Origin of the sequence: Buchnera aphidicola (Hyalopterus amygdali) (assembly GCF_964059015.1) — a bacterium.
Taxonomy (GTDB): Bacteria; Pseudomonadota; Gammaproteobacteria; order Enterobacterales; family Enterobacteriaceae; genus Buchnera; species Buchnera aphidicola_BN.
The window spans coordinates 163487-188840 of record NZ_OZ060383.1 but is presented as its reverse complement, the minus strand read 5'-3'; the positions used below and the strand labels follow the sequence as shown (position 1 = coordinate 188840).

Sequence of the window (25354 nt, the reverse complement as noted above, 5' to 3'; positions counted from 1 at the left end):
AATTTTTTATTATTTAAATTTAACATAAAAATACGATATAATAATTATTATTCTAACTAATTATCTTGATGGTTTCTTCAGCTATTGCTAACTCTTCATTAGTTGGAATAACTAGAACTGGATGAGACTTATCTTTACTAATTAATCCTAGTTTCCCATTTTTTATCAATGAATTACGATGAATATCTATTTGAAATCCAATCAAAGATAATTTTAATAAAGTAATTTGTCTAACTAACGGTACATTTTCACCAATCCCTCCTGTAAACACAATAGCATCTAAAGAATTCGTCATCAAAGACATATAAGAAGCTATATATTTAGCTAAACGATGACAAAAAATATCTACGGATAATTTTGCATGATTTTTTAAAAAATAATTTTTTTCAAAATAACGAAAATCACTACTTACACCACTTAAACCCAACAAACCAGATTCTTTTGTAAGAATATTATTAATATCTTTAATACTAATACCAAGTTTTTTATGCATAAAAAAAATAATTGAAGGATCTATATCACCACTACGCGTTCCCATAACCAATCCTTCTAATGGTGTTAATCCCATAGAAGTATCTACACATACTCCATTACAAATTGCAGAAACAGAAGCTCCATTACCTAAATGACACGTAATAAGATTAATCGAATTAAAACTTTTATTTAAAATTAGAGCTGCTTCAGAAGCTACATAACGATGACTAATACCATGCGCTCCGTATCGTCTAATATTATGTCTTTTATAAAAAAAATAAGGAATAGCATATAAAAATGAAGTTTTTGGCATGTTTTGATAAAAAGATGTGTCGAATACTGCTACGTTCTTTTTTGAGAAAATAGGATACTTCTTTACAATTTCTTTTATACCAATTAAATTTGCTGGATTATGTAATGGTGCAAATATAGCTGCATCCTCAATTAATTGAATAATACTATTATTTATTAAAGTAGAATATTTTATTTTATGACCTCCATGTACCACTCTATGACCGATACCTATTATATGTTTAAATACGTCTTGACATTCTAAAAGAACATTATTAAAAATAAAATTTAAAGCATCTTTATGAGATATGTAAAAACCTATACATTTTTTATTTTTTGTCCCTAAATATTTCCATTTAATATACGTTTTAGATAAAAATAAATATTCTACTATACCAGATAAATATTTTTTTTTACTTTTAGGATTTAATATTGCAAATTTTATAGAAGAGCTACCACAATTTAAAACAAAAATTAAATTATTCAATATTTTTACCATTTATTATTTTTTTAAAAAAATTATATTTTAATGCAATCTTTTGAATTTTTTCTTTTTAATATATAATACATTACTTAATAAAAAAAGATAATATTAAAAATAAAGAATATATAAATCCAAATGAACTTACAAAAAAAAATTATTGAATTATTAGGCGTACAATCAATAATTGTACCAGAAAAAGAAATATCTCATCGTATTCAATCTTTAAAAAAATATTTAATTCAAAATATTCATATAAAATCATTAATAGTTGGCATTAGTGGAGGACAAGACTCTACTTTAACTGGAAAAATATGTCAATTATCAATCAATGAACTACGACAAGAAACAAAAAAAAATTTTTATCAATGTATTGCATTACGATTACCATATGGCAAACAATTAGATGAAAAAGATTGTCAAGATGCAATTAACTTTATAAATCCAGATCAAGTTTTTTTTATCAATATTAAAAATTCAGTTTTAAGCAGCGAAATATCTTTAAAGAAAGGAGGAATAGAAATTTCAGATTATATTAAAGGAAATGAAAAAGCAAGAGAAAGAATGAAAGTACAATATAGTGTTGCTGCTGTTAAAAATGGATTAGTTATAGGAACAAGCAATGCATCAGAAATTATTACAGGATTTTTTACTAAACACGGAGATAATGCGACAGATGTTAATTTAATTTCTAAATTAAATAAAAGACAGGGAAGATTGTTGTTAAAAAAACTAAATTGTCCTAAACATTTATACCTAAAAAAACCAACAGCTGATCTTGAAGATAAAAAACCACAACAAGAAGACGAATATGTTTTAGGTATAAAATATAATGAAATTGACGATTATTTAGAAGGAAAAAAAATAGATATTTCGATTCAAAAAAAAATTGAAACATTATTTTTAGAAAGACAACATAAACATAAAAAAATTAATTTAGGATAAAATATAAATATCATTATCTAATGTAAAATTGTTTTTTTTTGTTCAATAGAATGAATTTGTACCTTAATAATTTCGCTAATTGGATCTTCTGGACAATGTTCTACAAAATAAATTAAATCTGTTAAAGCAACATGATTACATTCTAAATGCGAATATATTAGTCCTCTATCACGAATTTCATATGGATCATTTGGATTAATTTGTAGAAGTAAGTTGCTAACATTTAATGCTAGTTCCATTTTTTTTTCTTCCATTAGGGCTAATTTTAATGTATCCAACATTTTACGCAAAACAGTAATAGATTCGGACTTATATAAATCATTTTCATATAATTCTGCAGTAGGACTAATGTTTCCCTTTAACCAGACTTCTAGAGTATGTTGATCCAAAATATCACCATTAAACGGATTAATTAACCATTTTTTTTGATTAACCCAATCTGCCCTTAGGATTAATTGCGTCGGAAAGACTACAGGATTTAATGGTAATTGCAATTCTTTAGCAATATGCAAAAAAATAATACCTAAAGAAACTGCAGTCCCTTTTCGAGTTCTTAAAACATTATCAATCCATAATACGTCTGAAAGTTTGTAAATACCACTTGCAGCACCAAAATTCCAATTCTCATAAAATAGCGTTAATAACTTTTTTAGTTGTAAATTTGGTTGACTTTCAGATGCAATATAGGATTTTGCTTCTTTAATTTTATTATCTAAATCAGAAACTACAGAATTTGTAGGAAAATCATCTCGAATAACTTGAGAAGTAGCAATTACGGACTCAAGAAGAGATAACTTAGAAAAATCAATTTTTGGAGAATATTTCATATTTTTTTATAGTAATATTTTTAGATAGCAAAAAATTAAAATTAGATAAGTGTACATATTAATATATATTTTATAATAATGTAAAATTTATTTTTTTTTAAAATAAAAAATATATTGAATATTTTAAAAAAATAATCAATAAATATACTATTTTTTTTTACCAATAGTAATACGATCATTACCTCCATAATCTTTATAAGATTCTATGTAGAAAAAATTATATTTTTTAAATAAATACTGCACCTGCAATTTTTGTTTCCATCCGTGCTCAATAAATAACCAACCTCCATGAAATAAATATTGACTTGATTTTTGTATAATCCAATTAATATCTAATAGTCCATTTTTTTTAGAAATCAACGCATTAAATGGCTCAAAAAAAAGATCTTTTTTAAGCATACCTAATTCTTTGATATCAACGTATGGAGGATTGCTTACAATAACATGAAACTTCTTGTTTATATTTGAAAACCAATTACTATAAAAAAAATTAACATTTTTAAAATTGAATTTTAATTGATTAATCTTCGCTATTTTAAGAGCTTCGTTAGAATTATCAACACCAACAATATTCCATCTAGAACAAATACTCGCTAAAGATAAAGCAATTGCACCACAACCGGTTCCTAAATCAAGAATACATCTAAAATTTTTATCTATTCTAGATAAAATTTTTTCTATTAAAATTTCACTATCCGGTCTAGGAATAAGAGTTTGGTATGAAACACATAAAGGTAAAGACCAAAACTCTTTTTGACCAGTAATATAAGCTAGAGGTTCTCCTATAGATCGGCGATAAACAAGAGTATTTAAATTTTGACATTGTTTTTTGCTTAAAATAATTTTATCAGAAGTCATGATTGTAATACGTGTACATTTTAAAAAATGACTTAATAATAATTCTGCTTCATACCGAGGATTATCAAGATGAGCTAATATTTTAGTAGATTTATCCAACCACAGATTTATATTCATAGTTTAAATTTAGATAAAGAAGACAGCATGTCTGCGTGATATTCTCGCATTATTGGTTTAATAAGTAAGTCTAATTTACCTTGTAAAACTTCATCTAATTTATATATAGTATAATTAATCCTATGATCTGTAATTCTATTCTGAGGAAAATTATATGTTCTATTTCTATCTGATCTTTCACCACTCCCTAATAAATTTCGTCTTATAAAGCAATTTTCTTGTTTATTTTTAGCTAATTGATTAGCATATACACGAGCAGATAAAATAGATAAAGCTTTAGCTTTATTTTTATGTTGTGATCTTTCATCTTGGCATTCTACTACATTACCAGTCGGAATATGCGTGATACGAATTGCAGAATCAGTAGTATTTACGTGTTGACCGCCAGCTCCAGAAGAACGAAAAGTATCAATTTTTAAATCAGAATTTTTAATTTCTTCTTTTTCAGTTATAGGTCTAACTGGCATAATAGCTACAGTACAAGTTGATGTATGAATTCTACCTTGAGATTCCGTTTCAGGCACTCTTTGAACACGATGTCCTCCAGATTCAAATTTTAATCGACCACAAGCACCCTTTCCTGTAATTTTAGCTATTATTTCTTTAAAACCACCTCGTTCATTCTCACTTAAACTCATTATTTCTGTTTTCCACATGCAATTTTCAGCATAACGCATATACATTCTAAATAATTCGCTGGCAAAAATTGAGGATTCATCTCCACCTGTTGCTGCTCTAATTTCAATAAAGCAACTATGTTGATCACTAGGATCTATAGGAATCAATAATATTTTTATATTTTCTTCCAAATTTTTTTTTTTATTTTTTACTATATCTAACTCTTCCTGGGCTATATCATGCATTTCTGCATCATTAAACAAAGAACTAATATTTTCAATATCAATTTGCAATTTTTCCCATTCAATGAAATTTTTTACAATTTCAGAAATTTTTAAATATTCTTGAGATAATTTTTTAAATTTTTCTTGATTTAATATAATATCTTTCTGAGAAAGCATTATTTCAAGTTCTTCATAACGATGCTTTAAATTTTTTAATTTATTAAAAATAGATGAATTCATAAAATATTATCCTATTCACAATCTATCTTAAAATTATTTCTGTTACTTAAAAAAAGTAAAAATTATATCATACGAATAATTTCATTAAAAAAATACTTGTACTAAATATTTCATATTTTTAAAAAAAATAGATTTTATCTATAAAAAATACAATATATTTTAATATAATTAAGAAGATATTTTTTTATTTACTTTTAAAAAACAGATTTTTTTAAATAAAATGATTATATCATTTTTAACATTTTTCAGTATAATTTTAACTAATATTAATATAAAAAAAACATTATAAATGATATATACATGGCCATCTCCTGCAAAAATTAATTTGTTTCTTTATGTAACTGGTATGCGTTCAGATAAATATCACTATATACAAAGTTTATTTCAATTTATTAATTATGGTGATACATTAAAAATAATTCCAAACAAAAAAGGAACTATTGAATTATTTAATGAACATAATTCTCTTTTAAACAAAGAAAATAGCATAATTACCGCAGCTAAATTGTTAAAAGAACAAGCATTATACTGTAGAAAAAAAAAATCTTCTAATTTTGGAGCAAAAATATTTTTAAATAAAAAAATACCTATAGGTAGTGGATTAGGTGGTGGTTCATCTAATGCCGCAACAGCACTAATTGTATTAAATAATTTATGGGATATAAAATTTACATTAAAAGAATTAGCATTATTAAGCCTAAAAATAGGTGCAGACATACCAGCTTTTATTATGGGAAAAACTACAATTGTTGAAGGAATAGGAGAAATTCTACATCCAATACATACAAAGGAAAAATGGTATTTAATTGTTTATCCTAATATTCCAATATTAACAAAAAATATGTTTTCTAGCTATTCTTTAAAACAAGGTACACAAAAAAAAACCATTAAAGATTTATTAACATCACCATTTCGTAATGATTTTGAAAGTATTGCTAAAACAAAAATTAAAAAAATAAAAAAATTACTTTCTATATTATCTACTTATGCACCTTCTCGTATTACTGGAACAGGATCATGCGTATTTTCAGAATTTAATGATAAAATATCTGCACAAAAAATATATTCTTTACTTCCGAAAAATGTACAAGGTTTTATTGCAAAAAGTGTTAATATTTCTCCATTACATCGTATTTTACACGAAAAAAAAATACAGTTTGTTGATTATTAAAAGTATTTTACTTTACATAAATTATGTTAATAATTTAAAAAAATAAAAAAACAAGGTTGTTTATGCCAGACATGAAATTATTTGCTGGAAATTCTATTCCCAAATTAGCAAAATTTATTGCACATCGACTTTATATAAACTTAGGAAAAGCTAATGTGGGTCGATTTAGTGATGGTGAAATTAGTGTTCAAATAAATGAAAATGTTAGAGGTAGCGATGTTTTTATAATTCAATCTACGTGTTCACCTACTAATGATAATATTATGGAATTAGTTGTCATGGTAGACGCATTAAGAAGAGCGTCAGCCGGAAGAATTACAGCAGTAATTCCTTATTTTGGATATTCTCGTCAAGATCGACGCGTAAGATCAGCACGTGTTCCAATTACTGCTAAAGTAGTAGCTGATTTTTTATCTAGTATTGGAGTAGATCGTGTTTTAACAGTTGATCTTCATGCAGAACAAATACAAGGATTTTTTGATGTACCTGTAGATAATGTATTCGGTAGTTTGATTCTTTTAGAAGATATGTTGCAAAGAGAACTAAAAAATCCAATTGTTGTATCACCAGATATAGGTGGAGTAGTAAGAGCTCGAGCTATTGCTAAACTTCTTTATGATACTGATATGGCAATTATCGATAAAAGAAGACCTCGTCCTAATATTTCCCAAATCATGCATATTATTGGTGATGTAGCAAATAGAGATTGTATTTTAGTTGACGATATCATCGATACAGGTGGGACATTATGTAAAGCAGCAGAGGCTTTAAAAGAAAGAGGGGCCAAAAGAGTTTTTGCATATGCTACACACCCTATTTTTTCTGGAAAAGCATTTGAAAATTTAAAAAAATCCGTAATTGATGAAGTTGTTGTATGTGATACGATTCCATTACAAGAAAAAATTAGACTATTACCAAATGTAAGAAGTTTAACATTAGCAGGTATGCTAGCAGAAGCTATAAGACGTATTAGCAATGAAGAATCTATTTCAGCTATGTTTGAACATTAACTTTATTTACATTAATTATAATAATCCTAAGCACACTATATCTATATTAATGTGCTTAGCATTTAGAAAAAATTATTTAATTATTATATATTTAATAATAAATGATCTTTGATATTTAAAAAAAAATTAGTAAATAAAGAATTTTTTAAATAACTTAAATGAAATAAACAATCAAAATAAAAAATAAAAAAGTAAAGAAAAAAAATCAATAAAACACCACGAAATAAACCAAATATACCTCCTAAAAAAATATTTAAATATGATAGCCCAATTATGATAAAAAAATTTTTAAAAAAATAATTTAAAAAAAACTTTAAAATAAATAAAAAAAAATAAATTAAAATCATCAAAAAAAATTTTTTTTCAATAAAATTTTTTGATATTTTAAAATAAAAAGAACTAAAATAGAAATAATTAATAAAGAAATAAATAATAAAAAAATAAAAAAAACAAGAAATTAATTCTTTTATGCAACCACGAAATAATCCAAAACAAAAAGAAATAAAAATAATAGAAAAAAAAAATAATCTATTAAACACATAAATTTTCCAAAACTATTTTAAAAAAATAATGTACTATTCTTTTATAGACATAAATTCAGAAACAGTAAAAAAAGAACCAAAAATCAAAATAATATCATTTTTAGTAACCACTTTTTGAATAGATTTCCAAGCATCATAAATATTTTTAAAGAATAATATATTATTAAAAATCAAAATTTTTTTTAAATCCTCAATATCGGCAGCACGATTTGTTTTTAAACCCGCAACATACCAATAATAAATTTTTTTATTTAAGACTCTAAAAATACCTAAAATATCTTTGTCTTTCGAGATTCCAAAAATTGCATATATTTTTTTTTTCTTGCTATTTATTTCATCAATTTTTTTTGCAAGATATAATGCAGCATGAACATTATGTGCAACATCAAGAATTATAAAAGGAGAACTAGAAATTATTTGAAATCTACCAGCTAATTGAATATTAGAAATAGCATTGTTTAATTTATGTAATTTAATTTTTAAACCTGAATAAAACAAAGCAGATAAGGCAATTGCTACATTAGATAATGGTATTTTCGGAATAGGCAATTTATATAATTGAATATTTGAATGAATGAATTCCCATGAATTAATATTTTTTTTTTCCAAAACCAATCTACATGAATTTTTTTTAATATTGTTTTTTTTTCTTTAGCTACCTCTTCAACAGAGTAGGGGATGTCTTTCTCTCCAATAACTGCAATTTTTCCTTTCCTAAAAATACCTGATTTTTCACGACCAATACTATAGCGATTACTACCTAAAAAAGAAGTATGATCAATTCCTATGTTAGTAATAATAGATAAATCTGCATCTATAATATTAGTCGCATCTAATCGTCCACCTAAACCTACTTCTAGTATTATAATATCTAGAGAATATTGATTAAATAAAAATAATGCTGAAAGTGTAACAAATTCAAAATAAGTTAGGGAAATATTATTTCTCATAGATTCTATTGTTAAAAATGAAAAAATATGCTCATTCTTATTTAGATATAATCCATTAATTCTAATGCGTTCTTTATAATGTATAAGATGTGGAGAACTATATAATCCTACTTTATATCCCGAATCTAATAATACTGTTTCCAGCATTGAACAAGTTGTTCCTTTTCCATTAGTTCCTCCGACAATGAAAAAAAACGCTTTTGAAGATAGTAAATTTAATTTTTTTGCAATAATTTTCAGTTGGAAAAGATTTTCTCTCTTCTTTGTATCAAAGTTTTCTAAATACTTCATCCATTGAGAAAATGTGTAATTTTTTTTATGCATATCTTTTTACTTATTTAAATCAAATAAAGAATTTATTTAGATATTAATATCTAATATTTTATTATTTTTTATATATGTTATTAAAATTTTTATAATTAAAAATTATATTTAATAAAAATGCAGCAATTAATATTGTTATTATAACACTTAAAGTCAGAAAAATTGAAATACTAAAAAATTTTTCTATTAGTATTTTAAATCCAAGAAAAACTAAAATAGTTGGTAAAGCATATTGTATTAAAGGAAAATTTTTTATTAAATTTGATGTAAATAAATACATAGATCTTAAACATATAGCTGCAAAAAAATTTGCAAAAAAAATAATGAAAAAATTATGAGTAATAGAGAAAATAGCAGGAATACTATCTACTGAAAAAATAATATCACTAAACTCTATAAGAATTAAAGATATAAACAAAGGTGTAACAAATAATTTTTTTTCTATTTTTACAAAAAATTTTTCGTTATCAATATTTCTAGTTACCCGAAAAAATTTATAAATCCATAGAAATTTTATATTATCTTCTTTATTATTAAGTTCTTCATGGCGGCAAAAAATAATTTTTACACTAGTATATATAAAAAATATGCCAAAAAAATATAAAATCCAACTCCACTTAATAAATAAAAAAAATCCAAAGAAAGAAAAAATAGAACGGAAAATTAAAGCCCCCCATAAACCATATAATAAAACTTTTTTTTGATAAATAAGAGGTATTTTAAAAAATTTAAAAATAAGAAACCATGCAAAAACATTATCAATTGAAAGTAAAATTTCCAACAAATAGCTAGTTAAAAAACAAATAATATTTTCATTGGCTATTTGCATACCTTGATGGCAATAAACAAAATACCAAAATATTAAAATAAATAGTAAAAATATATAGATATAACAAAAAAAATAACTTTTAAAGAAACTTATTTTTTTTATATTAAAATATTTTTTGTACATTAATATAATTAAAACCAAAAAAATAGTAAATAAAAAATAATTATTAAATGATTATATTAATTAATAATATTTATTGAGCTAATTTTATCAAATGTATTAATGGATTAGGATATAATCCGAATAACAATAACATTGTGCTAAAAAAAAATATTAACATTCCAGAAGGAGTATATAACCACGAACGAGAGAGTTTGACATTATGAAATGACGAATTACATACACTTAAATACATATTAATAATTAATCTTAAATATCCATAAAATCCCAATATTGTACCAATTAAAAATGAAAAGCCAAGTGCCCATAAATGATTTTTTAAAATAATAGAAAAAATAGAAAACTTAGCAATAAATCCTAAAGTTATAGGAAATCCGGCTAAAGAAAGTAAAACAATAGTTATCATGGTAGATAAAAGAGGTTGAGACCAAAACAAACCCCTATATGAATCAATCACATCTATATCATGATCAGATGAATAAGAAAATAAACTAATAAAACCAAAATATGCTATATTGGCAAACAAATAATTCAATAGAAAAATACTACTTGTCTGAAAAGAAAAAAAATTCTGATTTTTTGATACAAGTAATATTGTTAATAAATAACCTATTTGTGATATAGATGAATACCCAAAAAATCTTTTAATGTTTTTTTGAAATATAGCCATTAAATTACCAATCAAAATTGAAAAAAAACTAATTAATGACAATATTAAAAATATGATTTTATTATTAAAAATATAAAAATTCGAAAAAAAATAAAATAATAAACTAAAAATAGCAATTTTTCCAGAAACGGAAAAAAAAGACAAAACAGATGAAGGAGAACCTTGATAAATATCACCCACCCATAAATGGAAAGGAACTACAGATAATTTAAAGAGAAAAGCCATTAACATCATAATAACGCCAAATAATACTATTATTTTCTCACCATCTAATAAAGAAGAAAAAAATTGATTTATAGATAAAAAATTAAGATTACCAAAAATAGCATATATCCATGAAATACCAAGCAATAAAAAAGAAGAAGTTACACCAGATAAAATAAGATATTTAAATGATGCTTCTAAAGCGTGTTTGTAAGACTGAGAATAAGCAATTAAACCAAAAATTGGTAAAGACATTAATTCAATACTAATAAATACAGATGACATATGATTAGAAATAGTTAAAGAAATAGCACCCAATGTTGAAAGTAACATTAATAAATAAAATTCTTCTTTATTAGAAGAATATCTTGATAACCACCGATAAGCAAAAATGCAGCTAGAAAGACTAGAAACAATGATCATACTAATATATAAAATAGAACGCTTAGTAATATAAACTAAACTAGTTATATTAATAGGAACAATTAAAATTAAAAAAAATAATGAAAAAATAGTTAAACTTAAACTGAGAACAGTAAAAACAGCAATAGAAAAATGATTTCGATTATAAGCAATAGATAAAATAACTATTATTACAGCTAATATTAAAATAAAAAAAGGAGAAAGTGCTATTAATTCTTGTAGATTAAATATCATTATTAATCATAACCTTATCTTTAAAATAGAATCAGTAGGTTTTTTTTGAAAAATTATATATAAAATGAACTGTATCAAATGAAGTATTTAATATTTTTTGAGGCATAAATCCTAATAAAATTAATGCAAAAATTAATACTATTGATATTAAAAACTCTTTTATATTCAAAAAAAACATCGGAAAATCTTCTTTAGAAGAACCATAATACATTTTTTGAATCATATTTAAAGAATAAATACATGTAAAAATAATACCTATTGTTGCAAAACTAGATATAAATGGATGTATACTAAATATACCAAATAAAATTAAAAATTCGCCAATAAAATTTCCACTTCCTGGAATACCTAAATTTGATAAAGCAAAAAATAAAGAAAAACCTGGAATCCAATAAATATTTTTCCATAATCCTCCCATTTTTCTTATATCCTGTGTTTTTAAATATTTATACATTTGACCGGACAAAATACATAAAGCAGAAGTAGATATACTATTAGATAAAATTTGAATAATTGTACCTTGCAGTGCAATTTCATTGCCAGCATAAATAGAAATTAAAATCAATCCCATATGGGAAATAGATGAATAAGCAATTAAACGTTTGATATTAATTTGAGAAAAAGCCATCCAAGCCCCATAAAACATGCTAAAAAAACCTAGAAAAATTACTATCGGTAAAAAATGTTCTGTTGCATGAGGAAAAAAAACTTTATTATAACGTAAAAGACCATATGGAGCAGTTTTTAATAAGGTGCCAATTATATCAATAGCTCCACAATATGGTGATTTTTCATAAAAATCTGGCAACCATCCATGGAAAGGAAATATTGGCATTTTGATAATAAATGCTAAAAAAAATCCTAACATAACAACATATTCTATATTTTTATCAATTGGTGTTGTAAGTAATAAATTATAATTAAAAGTTAAAATATTATTGTTTTGATAAAAATTTAAAACTAATAATAAAATAGATGCCAACATGATTAAACCAGATATTTGAGTATATATAAAAAATTTATTAGCAATTTTTATATATTTTTTTCCTTCTTCTTGTTTTTGACCCCACAATGAAATTAAAAAATAAATAGGAATTAGTGTCAATTCCCAAAAAAAGAAAAATAAAAATAAATCAAATGCGATAAAAATTCCGATTATACCAGTTAAAACTAACATTATATTAAAATAAAAAAAACCTTCATTTTCTTTAATTTCATTCCAAGAACATAAAATAGCTATTATTCCTAAAAAAGAAGTTAAAAAAAGCATGATGATTGAAAAACCATCAATAGAAAGGTGAAAATTAACACCAAGGCTTGGTATCCAAGGTAATATTAATTGATATTCTAGATAAGGAAAATCTTTTATCTGATGGATACAATAATTTTCAGACAACCATATTTTAATAACAATTAATAGTGTTAATCCTATTCCTATTAATGCAATCCAACGCGAAATTTTTTTTTGATATTTAAATGAAAAAAAAGAAAAAACACCACTTAAAAATGGAATGATAACTAATAAAGAAAGCAACATCAGATATATATTCCTATTATTTACTATATTTATTTAAAAATATAAAGACTTTTAAAATTAAAAAATCAAGAAATGAATATTTTTTATTATAAAAATGAACATAAAATTAAAATAAAAAGAAAATTAATACCAATTAACATTGTTGTTATATAACGTTCTAGTTTACCATTAACGGTATATAATAAAATTAAATTAATATTTTTAGTAAATTTAACCAAAAATTTAGGGAATATATCAAATATTTCATAAGATAAAACTTTAGATATATATAAATAAGAATTAAAAAATAAATTTTTGTAAAGAACATCAAAATAAAATCCATTTAATAAAAAATGATGAACTAATCGCATTACTTTTAAATTCATCAATTTATCAATACAATTTAATTTTTTTACCCAAATATAATAAGCAGAAAATATACCAAAGAAAACAATTAAACTAGAGATTATTTCATATAAAAACTTACTATTTGTTGTATCTTTAGACAATGGAAAAATATAAAATAATGGAGGTTTTATTATAAAATAACCAAATACAGTAGAAAAAAATAATAAAATTAATAATGGGAAAATATGTACTAATTTTTTATTAGAAATAACAGAATCAATAGAACTATTGTGAAAAACAACAAAAATCATTCTAAATGTATAAATAGATGTTAATAAAGAACAAAATAAACCAATGAAAAAAAAACTGAAATAACCATTTTGTAAAACATTAAACAAAATGTTTCCTTTACTATAAAAACCAGATGTAATTAAAGGAAAAGATACTAAAGATCCACCGCCAATTAAAAAACAAGAATATAAAAAAGGACATTTTTTTTCTAAATTAGACATTTTAAATATATTTTTTTCATTATTGCAAGATAAAATTAAAGACCCAGCAGATAAGAACAATAGTGCTTTAAAAATAGCATGAAAAATTAAATGCGTAATTGCTGCAGACCATGCTTTTACACTTAAAGCTAAAAACATATATCCTATTTGACTCATAGTAGAATATGCAAGAATACGCTTAATATCTGTTTGAACTAAAGCGCAAAGACTAGAAAACAACATTGTTGTTATAGCAATAAAACTTATTATATATAATACATTAGGAGCCAACAAAAATAAAAAATGAGTTCGTGCTATTAAATAAACTCCAGCTGTTACCATAGTAGCTGCATGTATTAATGCTGAAACTGGAGTAGGACCAACCATAGCATCAGATAACCAAGTATGTAAAGGTAATTGAGCTGACTTTCCAATAACTCCTATTAATAAAAAAAAAGTTATAAAATTTAAATCAAAAGAATTTTCTGTGATTAAAATATTTGATAAAAATTTAATTTCTTGAAAATTAAAAGTTCCAAATTTTTTATATATTAAAAAAATTGAAATTATTAAAAATAGGTCTGAAATACGAGTTAAGATAAAAGCTTTAAGCGCATAAAAAATATTATTAGAGTTATTGTAATAAAAACCAATTAATAAATAAGAACACAAACTAACTAATTCCCATCCTAAAAACATAAAAATAAAATTATCTGCTAATACTAAAAGAGACATACTAGCTATAAATAAATTAGTATATGCAAAGAATCGTGAATAACCTTCTTTATTATTCATATACCAAATAGAAAAAACATGTATTAACAACCCTACGCCAACAATCATCGCTAACATACTTATAGATAATCCATCTAATACTAAACTACAATCTATATTTAATTCATTAACGGCAATCCAATGCCATAAATTTTGTATAAAAACTCGAGATGAATAATGTATAAAATTTACAGCATAAAAACAAACAACTAAAAAAGAAAAAAATATTGAAGATATACCTATAAGAATAGTATTCTTTTTAGAAATCGTTCCTTGAATAAGAGACAGAAACAAAAAACTAATTAATGGAAACAAAATTATTAAAAAAATAATATTCATCCACTCATCTCACTTAAAATATTAATGTTCAATGTTTTTTTACGTCTATAAAGTTGCCATAACAAAGCCAACGCTATACTAGCTTCAGATGCAGCTAAAGTAATTGCTAAAATATACATTATTTGCCCATCAGATTGTTTCCAATAAGTTCCTGCTATAACTACAGATAATGCAGCAGCATTAATCATTATTTCTAAACTAATTAATATAAATAAAATATTTCTACGAACTATAAGAGATATTAAACCTAAAGTAAAAAGTAATAATGATAAAAACAAACCATGAAATAAAGAAATCACAAATTATTATCCTTTTAATAATTAAAATAATTATAATATTATTTTAAATTCATTTCTTTTCTTTTCCAATATGAAAAACTACAATTAAAGCAGATAATAAAAGTAAGGAAGCAAGTTCAACTAACAACAAGTATGGACCAAATAAATTAATACCTACATCTTTTATATCAATAGTGGAAAAATTAATTTCTTTATTCTTAACAAAGAAAACTGCGTATGTCATAGAAAAAAATAATATTAATGATAAAATACTAGGACCAATCCAAACTATAGATTTTAAATATTTTTTTTCCTGAAAATCATATTCCTGACCAAGATTAAGCATCATAATTACAAAAACAAATAAAACAATGATTGCTCCAGCATAAATAATTACTTCTAAAGCACCAGCAAAGAAAGCACCCAATATAAAAAAAATACTAGATATTGATAAAAGAGAAATAATTAAATATATTAAAGAAAAAACAGCATTATTTTGAATAATGACTAAAAAAGTCGAAATAACTGCTACAAAAGAACATATGTAAAATACTGATTCCATTAAATAAATCTCCTCATGGCAATAAATCTTTTACATTAACAGGTTTTAATTCATTTTTTAATTCACCTGTTTTTTTATCCTTAATTTCTACACCAGAAAAACGATAAAAATCATAATCGGGATATTTTCCTGGACCTGAAATTAATAGGTCTTCTTTCTCATACACTAAATTATGTCTTTTAAAATCTGACAATTCAAAATCAGGGATAAGTTGAATTGCTGCTGTTGGACAAGCTTCTTCACATAAACCACAAAAAATACACCGAGAAAAGTTAATTCTAAAAAACTTTGGATACCAGCGGCCACCTTTTTTTTCAGATTTTTGTAAAGCAATACAATCCACTGGACATGCTGCCGCACACAAATTACAAGCAACACATCTTTCTTCTCCATTTAAATTACGAGTTAAAATAACACGTCCTCGATATCGCGGAGATAAATATAACTTTTCTTCTGGATACATTTTAGTTTCAGACTTAGAAAATAAATTTCTAAACACCATTGAAATACTTCTTATTTGAACTAAAAATCCAATAATAATTCTTTTTAAATTCATAAAAAAATCTCTTAATACAACTTATATTAATATAAAAAAAGCTGTCAAAATTAAATTTAATAATGTTAATGGTAAACAAATCTTCCATCCAAATGACAATATTTGATCATATCTAGGCCTTGGTAAAGCGGCTCGAATTAAAATAAAAATCAAAATAAAAAAAATAGTTTTAAAAAAAAACCAAAAAAAACTAGGTCCCCAAAATCCAAAATATCCTCCAAAAAAAATTGCTGATATTAATGATGAAATAGTAATAATAGAAATATATTCTCCAATAAAAAATAATCCAAACTTCATACCAGAATATTCAATATGATAACCATCAGCTAATTCTTGTTCTGATTCTGGCTGATCAAAAGGATGTCTATGACAAATAGCTATACCTGCTATAAAAAAGCACAAAAAACCAAAAAATTGTGGTATACAATTCCACATTTCTTTTTGACTATTTATAATATCCACTATTCTGAAAGATCTAGATTGCGCTACTACACCCATTAGTGATAAACCTAAAAAAACTTCATAACTCAAAGTCTGAGTAATTGCACGAATGGCTCCTAACAATGCATATTTATTCTTACTTGACCAACCAGCAAATAAAACTGCATAAACAGATAAACCTGCCATCATTAAAAAAAATAAAATACCTATATTTAAATTAAATATTACAAAATTAGGTGTTATCGGAATGATTGGAAGAACAAAAAACAAAGAAACAAAAGCTATAATTGGAGACAGAACAAAAATTGATTTTTGACTAAATGGTGGTATCCAATCTTCTTTAAAAAAAATTTTTATCATATCTGCACATAATTGTAGACTTCCAAACCAACCAACTCGATTAGGACCATGTCTATTCTGAAAAAATGCTAAAAACTTACGTTCAAAAATACTTAAAGTTGCTGCAAAAAAAATAATAAAAATTACTATTAATGTAACTTTTATGATTTGAAATAATATTTCATAAAAATTTATTCCGAAAAAGTTCATGTAATAAATTCCCGTAAATATTTAATTTTTTTACCCGCAAGAGAGATAGGGAATCCCTTCCTTCCAATAGGTAAACCTATTTGTTTCTGACTTATATATTTCGATAATCGTATTGGTAAACGAAAATCTTGATTTAAACAATTAAATTCTAATACAGAATCTTTTTTGAAACCTAATTCAAGCGCTTCGATTTCATTGATTAAAATATATTCTAAAGGTATATTTTTTTTAATAATAGGTGAATACTGAGTTAGTTCTTCATTTCCAAAAATATGATAATATGGAACAATTGACCAATATTTTTCTTTAATAATATTTTTAGAAAAAAAATTAAAATAAGTATCTAAAACTTTTTTATTATCCTTAAATAAATGAACTCCAGAATCACCTGATATTAAACTCTTTCCTACTTCTTTCTGGAATTTATTCCAGGATTGCGGCGAATTCCATCCAGGAAACCAAGCAAATGGAACATGAGATAGAAATTTATTTGGTTGATTATAACCTTCCATAGAAAATGAAAACATAGTATTTACATCTTTTGGTTGAGACGGTTCATGTACGTTAAGATGAGATAGAATAGCAGTTCTACCGCTATATCGATGTGGAGAACGAGCAATTTTTTGACCATGTATACGAAAATTAGAATGAGGACCTGCTTCTTTTACTTTTTTAAAAATTGGATATTTATTACAAAATGCAGAAATAACATCATCTAAATTAATCCAATATACTTCTTTTTTTTCAATTTTACTCTTAATCAAATGAAGCCATTTCCAACTAACATAAAGACAATTTTTTTTATCATAAAATATAGGATCATAAACCTGAAAAAATCTCTGTGCTCTTCCTTCAAAATTGACTATCGTACCAGAGCTTTCAGTAAAATTAGCAGCTGGTAAACCTAATCCAGATTGTTGATATGTTCTACTATATTGATGATCTATTGTAATAATATTACGTCTGTTTCTTAATATATCATTACATTCATTTTCAGAAATATAACGATATATATCGTATTCCATAAATATTATCGCATCTGCTTCTTTTTGCTTTAATTTTTGCAATGCTGTCTCTATGCTAAAACCACCAATTAATCCTAATCCTAATGTATTAGAAGAAGATGTTAAACAAGTCAATCCAACATGATTAATATTTTTTTTATTAATTGACATAGCTATGTTTATAGCAGATTTAATAAGAGACTGACTAAAAGAATGAGAACCGCAAATAATTAGAACTTTTTTAGAAAGCATGATTTTTTTAGAAATGAGATGAGCTTTACTTATTAAGTAAGAACTTAAATTTGAAATATTTGGACAAGTTTTATCTATCTGATAAGAAATAGAAGATAAAAAATTTATTTGTTCATTAATAGAAGAAACATAACACCATTCAGCAATGTCATCTAATTTAGTTTCATGTGTATGAATGATATAAAGAGAATTTTTATGATTTTCTGCTATATGCGATACAAAAGAGGCATTCCATTCTGGAATTCCGTTGAGTTGAGCTAATTTTTTTGCTCTTTTTTTCATAGCTTGACGTACCGCTAATGCAACTCGAGGAGACGTTTGTGTTAAATCTTCACCAATAATCAAAATTGTATCATAACTTTCAATTTCTTTTAAAGACGGAATATACAATTGATTATTTTTAAATACGTTTAAAATTAATTTAACACAGGATATTTCTTTTTTGGACATACCATGGGAAAAATTTTCTTGACCCACTAATTCTTGCAAAGCAAAATTATTTTCTATACTAGAACGAATTGAACCAACACCAATTACTCGTTTATAACGTTGAAAAAAATTTACTGCAGTTTCTATTGATTCAGAAAAATTTAATATACTTACATTATTTGTATTCATATATATGAAAGGTTGTTTAGGACGTTTTTTTAAATCAGTATGAGAATATCCAAAACGACCAAGATCACAAATCAAATAATGATTTATATTTTGATGATATCTATTTTCTATACGACGTATTTCTCCGTAACGTTCTCCAATACTAATATTACAACCAATACTACAATTTTGACATATTCCTGGAGCATACTGCATATCCCATTTACGATTATATTTTTTAGAATGCAGTTTATCTGTAAATACTCCAGTAGGGCATATTTCTATTAAATTACCAGAATGTTCATTTTCTAATGCACCATCTTCTATACGACCAAAATAAATATTGTCATGTGTTCCATAAACATCTAAATCAACACCATCCGCATAATCTTTATAATATCTCACACAACGATAACATCCAATACATCGATTCATTTCATGTTTAATAAAGGATCCTAAATATTGATTTTTATGTGTTCTTTTAGAGAACCTATAACTTCTTGAATTATGATTAGTCATCACAGTCATATCTTGTAAATGACAATGGCCACCTTCTTCGCATACTGGGCAATCATGTGGATGATTAGTTAATAGAAGCTCAACAATGCTCCTTCTAAATTCTTTCGATGATGAATCATTAATAGAAATTATAGTGCCATTTTTTGCAGGTGTCATACACGACATAATCAACTTTCCGTGATTATCTGTAAGACTATTATACTGTGTAACCGCACATTGTCGACATGCTCCTAAACTACCCAACATAGGATGCCAGCAAAAATAAGGTACATCTAAACCAACTGATAAACATGCTTGTAATAAGTTGTCTAATGCACTTACAGAATATTTTTTACCATCTACATAAATTATAGATATCATAGAAGAGTTCCAAAAAAACTTTTATTTATATAAATATTTCTTATTCTATTAAGAATAGTTAAATTAAAAAAATTATATTTTTGAAATAAATTGATTTTCTTGTATTCCAAGAATATTTAAACGTATATTTGATGTATTTGTACTAATGCCCGCTTCAAATTCGGAACGAAAATATTTTATTGCACTTTGTAAAGGTTCTATTGCACCAGGTGCATGAGCACAAAATGTTTTTCCTGGTCCTAAATGCATACATAGTCGTTCTAAATTTACTATATCATTTTTCTGGCCTTCTTTTTTTTCTAAACTTTCTAATGTTTTTACAATCCAAGGTAGTCCTTCTCTACAAGGTGTACATAAACCACATGATTCACGAGAAAAAAACTTTTCTATATTACACACAAGAGAAACCATATTGGTTTGATTATCAACAGCCATAGCAATACCTGTTCCTAAACGACTCCCTGCTTTAGAAATACTTGAAAAATCCATTGGTAAATCTAAATGTTTTTCGAGAAGAAAATCTGTCCCTGCTCCCCCAGGTTGCCAAGATTTTAAAGACAAACCTGATTTCATTCCACATGCATAATCCTCTAAAATTTCGCGTGCAGTTATTCCAAACGGCAGTTCCCAAAGACCAGGATTATTTACTCTTCCTGAAAATCCCATTAACTTAGTACCAGTAGCATCGATACTTTTAGATAAATTGTTGTACCAATCAATACCATTTAATATAATAGATGGAACATTGGATAATGTTTCAACATTATTAACACAAGTGGGTTTACCCCATAATCCGAATAGCGCAGGAAAAGGGGGCTTAAACCTTGGATTAGCTCTTCGTCCTTCTAATGAATTAATTAATGCTGTTTCTTCACCACAAATATAACGACCAGCACCAGTATGTAGAAATAATTCAAAATTAAATCCGCTATTTAAAATATTAAAACCAACATAACCAAAATTTGTCGCTTCTTTGATAGATTTTTTTAAAATATGTTCGGCATTAATATATTCTCCTCGTAAAAAAATATAACCTCGAGATGCCTTTAAAGCAAATGCTGATAAAACCATTCCTTCAATTAATTGATGAGGCATGCGTTCCATTAAAAATCTATCTTTATAGGTTCCTGGTTCCATTTCGTCGGCATTACATAATAAATAACGAACTCTATAATTTTTATTTTTAGGCATTAAACTCCATTTTGTTCCTGTAGGAAATCCAGCTCCCCCTCTTCCTTTTAAACCAGAATCTTTAATCAATTGAATAACATCTTCTGAAGACATGCTTTTTAACGTTTTTTTTAGAGCAGAATAACCATTTTTTTTGCAATATTCTTCAATCCAAACGGTTTCTTGATCTTTTCTTAACCTCCAAGTTAATGGATGAGTTTCATTGGTGCGTATAATATTCTTCATATATATAATTTCAGCAATTTAGGTATTAAATCTGGATTTAAATTGGAATGTAAATCGTCATTTATCATGATTGTAGGACTTTTATCACAATTTCCTAGACAACAAACTGGTAATAAAGTAAATTTTCCATCTTTAGTGGTACTTCCTATTTTAATTAACAGATAATCCTCTAAAGCTTGTTTTATTTTTTCATATCCAGTTAAATAACAAACTACACTATCACAATATCGAATAATATTTCGTCCTACAGGTTGACGATAAATTTGACTATAAAAAGTAGCTACACTTTCTATTTCACTTGGATGAAGATTAAGTATTTTTGCAATTTCAATAATAGATTGATCAGAAATCCATCCTCTTTTTTGTTGAACAATTTTTAATGCTTCTATTGAAACTGACCTAGAATTTTCATAATGTTTTTTTCGTTTTTCTATTTCATTAATTTCAAAAGAAGTTAAAGCAAAACTTGTACAAATTTCTCGTAATTGTCTTTTTTTTTACACATAATTATCTATCCACGTCTGACATAACAAAGTCGATACTACCTAAATATACAATTAAATCTGATATTAAACTTCCACGAATAACTGAAGGTATTTGCTGTAAATGTGGAAAACTCGGTGTTCGTATTCTTGTTCTGTAACTCATCGTACCACCATCACTTATTAAATAATAACTATTAATACCTTTAGTTGCCTCAATCATTTGAAAGCTTTCATTTGCTGGAATAACAGGACCCCAAGAAACCTGCAAAAAATGAGTAATCATAGTTTCTATATCTTGTAAAACACGTTCTTTAGGAGGAGGAGTAGTAAGAGGATGATCAGATTTAAAAGGACCTTTCGGCATATTTTTTAAACACTGCTTTAGAATATTTAAACTCTGATATATTTCTTCTACTTTAATCATTACTCTTGAATAACAATCACTTATACCATTTCCTATAGGAATTTCAAAAACATAATTTTGATATCCAGAATAAGGACGCCACTTTCTTATATCTAAATCTAATCCTGTAGCACGTAAACCTGCTCCTGTAACACCCCATTTTAACGCTTCTTTTTTATTATATTCAGCAATACCTTTAGAACGATTTATTAAAATGGGATTTTTTAAAGATAATTTTACGTAATAATGTAATCTTTTAGGCATCCATTCAATAAATTCTTTTAATAAAACATCCCATCCATTAGGAAGATCATGTGCTACACCACCAATACGAAACCAAGCAGGATGCATGCGAGCACCAGTAATCGATTCAATTACATCATAAATTTTTTGACGATCAGTAAATGCAAAAAAAACAGGAGTCATACATCCTACATCTTGAATAAAAGTTGAAATATATAATAAATGACTATTTATTCGAAATAATTCAGATAACATTACCCTTATTACTTCTGCTTTTTCAGGGACCGAAATATTTGCTAATTTCTCCACTGCCAAGATATAAGGCATTTCATTCACACATCCACCAAGATATTCAATGCGATCTGTATAGGGAATATAACTATGCCATGACTGTCTTTCTGCCATTTTTTCTGCACCACGATGGTGATAACCAATATCAGGTACACAATCGATAATATTTTCACCATCTAATTGTAAAACAATTCTAAAAGCACCATGAGCGGAGGGATGATTAGGTCCTAAATTTAAAAACATAAAATCTACATGATCATTTTTACGCTGCATTCCCCATAATTCAGGTTTAAATCTAAGATTTTCCATTTCTAAATCTTCTTTCTGCTTATCTAAAAAAAAAGATTCATGCTCTGTTGCACGAGCTGGATAATCTTTTCTTAATGGATATCCTTTCCATGAATTAGGCATAATAATATGTGTTAAATTGGGATGTTGTTCAAAAACAATACCGAACATTTCCCAAGTTTCGCGTTCATACCAATTAGCATTGGGAAATAAATTAGTAAAAGTTGGCAAAGTTAAATCATTTATCAACAAAGGAACTTTAATTAAAATATCACTATTACGCTCAATAGAAACTAAATGATAAAAAACTGAAAAATCCACTTTAGGAAAATTTCTTCGATTTAATCGAAAACGTTCATCTATACCATGTAAATCAAAAAGCATATTATACGGTTTAGATAAATTTAATAAAAAACTACCAACTTTTAATAAAAAATCTTTATTTATCCAAATTATCGGAAACCCTACCTTGGTATCCTGGGGAATAAAAAAACTTTCACCAAAAAAATCAAATAATTCTTTTATGATTGAATTTTCTTTATATTTATCTTTATCTAAAAAAGTATTTTTTTTTTTATTTTTATCTACCATAGACTTCTCATTTTTTTTGATGAAATTCAAAAATTTTTGATATCAATAATTTTTTAAAAATATTAATTTTATAAGAATGAAAAAATTTGTTTTTTTGAAGTAAATTAAATCTTTTCTGAAGTTCGCAGATTAACAATAGATATTCTTTTTTTTCTTTTTTGTATTTTTTCTGATGACATATTTTTACGATATATACCCTGTTCTCCAATAATCCAAGATAAAGGTCTTCTTTCTTCGCTAATTGATTTTTGAAGTAATGTTAAAGCATGTATATATGCTTCAGGTCTAGGTGGACAACCAGGTATATAAATATCTACCGGTAAAAATTTATCTACTCCTTGAACAACAGAATAAATATCATACATACCACCAGAATTAGAGCACGAACCCATTGAAATAACCCATTTAGGGTCTAACATTTGATCATACAATCTCTGAATAACAGGAGCCATTTTAATAAATGGTGTTCCAGCAATTACCATTACGTCTGCTTGTCTTGGAGAAGCTCTTAAAACTTCAGATCCAAAACGTGCAACATCATGCACCGAAGTAAATGCTGTTACCATTTCGACATAACAACAAGATAATCCAAAATTATAAGGCCATAGAGAATTTTTTCGACCCCAATTTACTACTTTATGTATTAATTTGCTTAATTTACCAATAAAAATATTTTTTTCTAAGTATTTTTCCATCGGATCGGAAACAGATGTAATACTTTGATTCGGATAGATTTTATGATCTCTTGTCTCTGCTCTAGTTAAGGTATAATTCATTTTATTTTTCATCTGAACACATCCTATAATATATTTGATATCAATAATATATGCTATCATATATATTTTATGATGATACCCAATTTAAAGCTTTAACGCGAATTAAATAAAATAATGATAAAAAAATAAAAAATATAAAAAAAGTTGCTTCTATAAAGCCGGTCCATCCAGATTCTACAATAGTTACAGACCATGCATATAAATAAAGTGCTTCAACATCAAAAATGACAAAAAACATAGCAATTAAATAAAACTTTATAGAAAAACGAAGACATGTATCACCTACTGCAACAATACCAGATTCAAAAGGAGTATTTTTATATCTTGATACTGATTTTCCTCCTAAAAAAAAACTTGCAAATAACATAAAAGAACAAAAAAACAAAGAAAAAAATATAAACCAGAAAAATGATAAATATTGATTAAAATCTGAAATATTTTTTGACATAATTATTTCCCATGCATAAAATACATCAAAATTTATAAGAAGTACACTTGAATAGTGTATTGTATTTCATATAAAAAATGTAAATTATTCTGATTGAATTAATTTAAATAAATATTAATAAAATATACATGAAAAATATGTAATAATAAATTACATTAATTATTAATTAAAAGAAATTGGTTTAAAAAAAGTATTTTTTTTATACTCAGACCTTGATGACTTGAAAAAAGACCCCATCTAATAATCATTCAACAATATATCAAAATATTAAAAAA

The 25354-nt window shown here is 25.3% G+C and carries 24 protein-coding genes; 3 read left to right on the top strand and 21 right to left on the bottom strand.

Going from position 1 to position 25354, the window contains the following annotated elements; genetic code table 11:
- Positions 1–52 precede the first annotated feature (52 nt).
- Entirely contained in the window at positions 53–1255 is a 1203-nt protein-coding gene (locus AB4W74_RS00905) for an acetate kinase (protein ID WP_367682245.1), read from the bottom strand.
- 129 nt (positions 1256–1384) lie between these two features.
- Between AB4W74_RS00905 and nadE the strand changes: the two genes are divergently transcribed.
- Positions 1385–2191 carry an ammonia-dependent NAD(+) synthetase gene (gene nadE, locus AB4W74_RS00900; protein WP_367682135.1) on the top strand — a complete coding sequence of 269 codons (807 nt, stop codon included), beginning with the start codon at positions 1385–1387 and terminating at the stop codon, positions 2189–2191.
- A 17-nt stretch (positions 2192–2208) separates the two neighbouring features.
- Here nadE and sirB1 read toward each other — a convergent pair whose 3' ends face one another.
- The 3 genes from sirB1 to prfA form a co-directional block, all read right to left on the bottom strand.
- Positions 2209–3018 carry an invasion regulator SirB1 gene (gene sirB1 / locus AB4W74_RS00895; protein WP_367682134.1) on the bottom strand — a complete coding sequence of 270 codons (810 nt, stop codon included), beginning with the start codon at positions 3016–3018 and terminating at the stop codon, positions 2209–2211.
- 147 nt (positions 3019–3165) lie between these two features.
- A complete protein-coding gene (prmC, locus tag AB4W74_RS00890) occupies positions 3166–3993 on the bottom strand; it encodes a peptide chain release factor N(5)-glutamine methyltransferase (protein ID WP_367682133.1) in 828 nt (275 codons plus the stop codon).
- The gene (gene prfA, locus AB4W74_RS00885; RefSeq protein ID WP_367682132.1) at positions 3990–5075 is read right to left on the bottom strand and encodes a peptide chain release factor 1; all 1086 of its coding nucleotides are present in this window, start codon (positions 5073–5075) and stop codon (positions 3990–3992) included. The genes prmC and prfA overlap by 4 nt, the downstream gene beginning before the upstream one ends.
- A gap of 289 nt (positions 5076–5364) precedes the next feature.
- On the opposite strand from prfA, the gene ispE reads away from it, so the two are divergent.
- Complete coding sequence (gene ispE / locus AB4W74_RS00880; RefSeq protein WP_367682131.1) at positions 5365–6246, top strand: 4-(cytidine 5'-diphospho)-2-C-methyl-D-erythritol kinase; 882 nt, start codon at positions 5365–5367, stop codon at positions 6244–6246.
- A gap of 62 nt (positions 6247–6308) precedes the next feature.
- Positions 6309–7256: a ribose-phosphate pyrophosphokinase gene (locus AB4W74_RS00875; RefSeq protein WP_367682130.1), complete on the top strand. Its 948-nt coding sequence runs from the start codon at positions 6309–6311 to the stop codon at positions 7254–7256.
- Positions 7257–7339: 83 nt separating this feature from the next.
- Here the strand turns inward: AB4W74_RS00875 and AB4W74_RS00870 are convergent, their stop codons facing one another.
- The 17 genes from AB4W74_RS00870 to ndhC all read right to left on the bottom strand — a co-directional run bounded on the left by AB4W74_RS00870 (position 7340) and on the right by ndhC (position 25079).
- Positions 7340–7795 carry a CvpA family protein gene (locus tag AB4W74_RS00870; protein ID WP_367682129.1) on the bottom strand — a complete coding sequence of 152 codons (456 nt, stop codon included), beginning with the start codon at positions 7793–7795 and terminating at the stop codon, positions 7340–7342.
- Between the two features lie 36 nt (positions 7796–7831).
- On the bottom strand, positions 7832–8347 hold the full coding sequence (locus AB4W74_RS00865) for a glutamate ligase domain-containing protein (RefSeq protein WP_367682128.1): 516 nt from the start codon (positions 8345–8347) through the stop codon (positions 7832–7834).
- Positions 8314–9072, bottom strand: coding sequence for a Mur ligase family protein (locus tag AB4W74_RS00860; protein ID WP_367682127.1), 759 nt, complete (start codon positions 9070–9072; stop codon positions 8314–8316). Before AB4W74_RS00860 ends, AB4W74_RS00865 begins: the two co-directional genes overlap by 34 nt.
- Before the next feature lie 61 nt (positions 9073–9133).
- A complete protein-coding gene (locus AB4W74_RS00855) occupies positions 9134–9901 on the bottom strand; it encodes a TerC family protein (protein ID WP_367682126.1) in 768 nt (255 codons plus the stop codon).
- Positions 9902–10094: 193 nt separating this feature from the next.
- Positions 10095–11552 carry an NADH-quinone oxidoreductase subunit N gene (locus AB4W74_RS00850; protein WP_367682125.1) on the bottom strand — a complete coding sequence of 486 codons (1458 nt, stop codon included), beginning with the start codon at positions 11550–11552 and terminating at the stop codon, positions 10095–10097.
- A 31-nt stretch (positions 11553–11583) separates the two neighbouring features.
- Entirely contained in the window at positions 11584–13089 is a 1506-nt protein-coding gene (gene nuoM, locus AB4W74_RS00845) for an NADH-quinone oxidoreductase subunit M (protein ID WP_367682124.1), read from the bottom strand.
- Between the two features lie 86 nt (positions 13090–13175).
- Positions 13176–15020, bottom strand: a complete 1845-nt coding sequence (gene nuoL / locus AB4W74_RS00840; protein ID WP_367682123.1) for an NADH-quinone oxidoreductase subunit L — start codon at positions 15018–15020, stop codon at positions 13176–13178.
- Positions 15017–15319, bottom strand: a complete 303-nt coding sequence (nuoK, locus tag AB4W74_RS00835) for an NADH-quinone oxidoreductase subunit NuoK (protein ID WP_367682122.1) — start codon at positions 15317–15319, stop codon at positions 15017–15019. Before nuoK ends, nuoL begins: the two co-directional genes overlap by 4 nt.
- Before the next feature lie 49 nt (positions 15320–15368).
- Complete coding sequence (gene nuoJ, locus AB4W74_RS00830) at positions 15369–15860, bottom strand: NADH-quinone oxidoreductase subunit J (protein ID WP_367682121.1); 492 nt, start codon at positions 15858–15860, stop codon at positions 15369–15371.
- A gap of 13 nt (positions 15861–15873) precedes the next feature.
- On the bottom strand, positions 15874–16416 hold the full coding sequence (gene nuoI / locus AB4W74_RS00825; RefSeq protein ID WP_367682120.1) for an NADH-quinone oxidoreductase subunit NuoI: 543 nt from the start codon (positions 16414–16416) through the stop codon (positions 15874–15876).
- A gap of 21 nt (positions 16417–16437) precedes the next feature.
- The gene (gene nuoH / locus AB4W74_RS00820; protein ID WP_367682119.1) at positions 16438–17406 is read right to left on the bottom strand and encodes an NADH-quinone oxidoreductase subunit NuoH; all 969 of its coding nucleotides are present in this window, start codon (positions 17404–17406) and stop codon (positions 16438–16440) included.
- A complete protein-coding gene (gene nuoG / locus AB4W74_RS00815) occupies positions 17403–20135 on the bottom strand; it encodes an NADH-quinone oxidoreductase subunit NuoG (RefSeq protein WP_367682244.1) in 2733 nt (910 codons plus the stop codon). The genes nuoH and nuoG overlap by 4 nt, the downstream gene beginning before the upstream one ends.
- Before the next feature lie 75 nt (positions 20136–20210).
- On the bottom strand, positions 20211–21554 hold the full coding sequence (nuoF, locus tag AB4W74_RS00810; RefSeq protein ID WP_367682118.1) for an NADH-quinone oxidoreductase subunit NuoF: 1344 nt from the start codon (positions 21552–21554) through the stop codon (positions 20211–20213).
- Positions 21551–22030, bottom strand: coding sequence for an NADH-quinone oxidoreductase subunit NuoE (gene nuoE, locus AB4W74_RS00805; protein ID WP_367682243.1), 480 nt, complete (start codon positions 22028–22030; stop codon positions 21551–21553). The genes nuoF and nuoE overlap by 4 nt, the downstream gene beginning before the upstream one ends.
- 31 nt (positions 22031–22061) lie before the next feature.
- Complete coding sequence (gene nuoC / locus AB4W74_RS00800) at positions 22062–23855, bottom strand: NADH-quinone oxidoreductase subunit C/D (RefSeq protein ID WP_367682117.1); 1794 nt, start codon at positions 23853–23855, stop codon at positions 22062–22064.
- Between the two features lie 104 nt (positions 23856–23959).
- Positions 23960–24631, bottom strand: a complete 672-nt coding sequence (locus AB4W74_RS00795) for an NADH-quinone oxidoreductase subunit B family protein (protein WP_367682242.1) — start codon at positions 24629–24631, stop codon at positions 23960–23962.
- A 67-nt stretch (positions 24632–24698) separates the two neighbouring features.
- The gene (ndhC, locus tag AB4W74_RS00790; RefSeq protein WP_367682116.1) at positions 24699–25079 is read right to left on the bottom strand and encodes an NADH-quinone oxidoreductase subunit A; all 381 of its coding nucleotides are present in this window, start codon (positions 25077–25079) and stop codon (positions 24699–24701) included.
- Between the last annotated feature and the right edge of the window lie 275 nt (positions 25080–25354).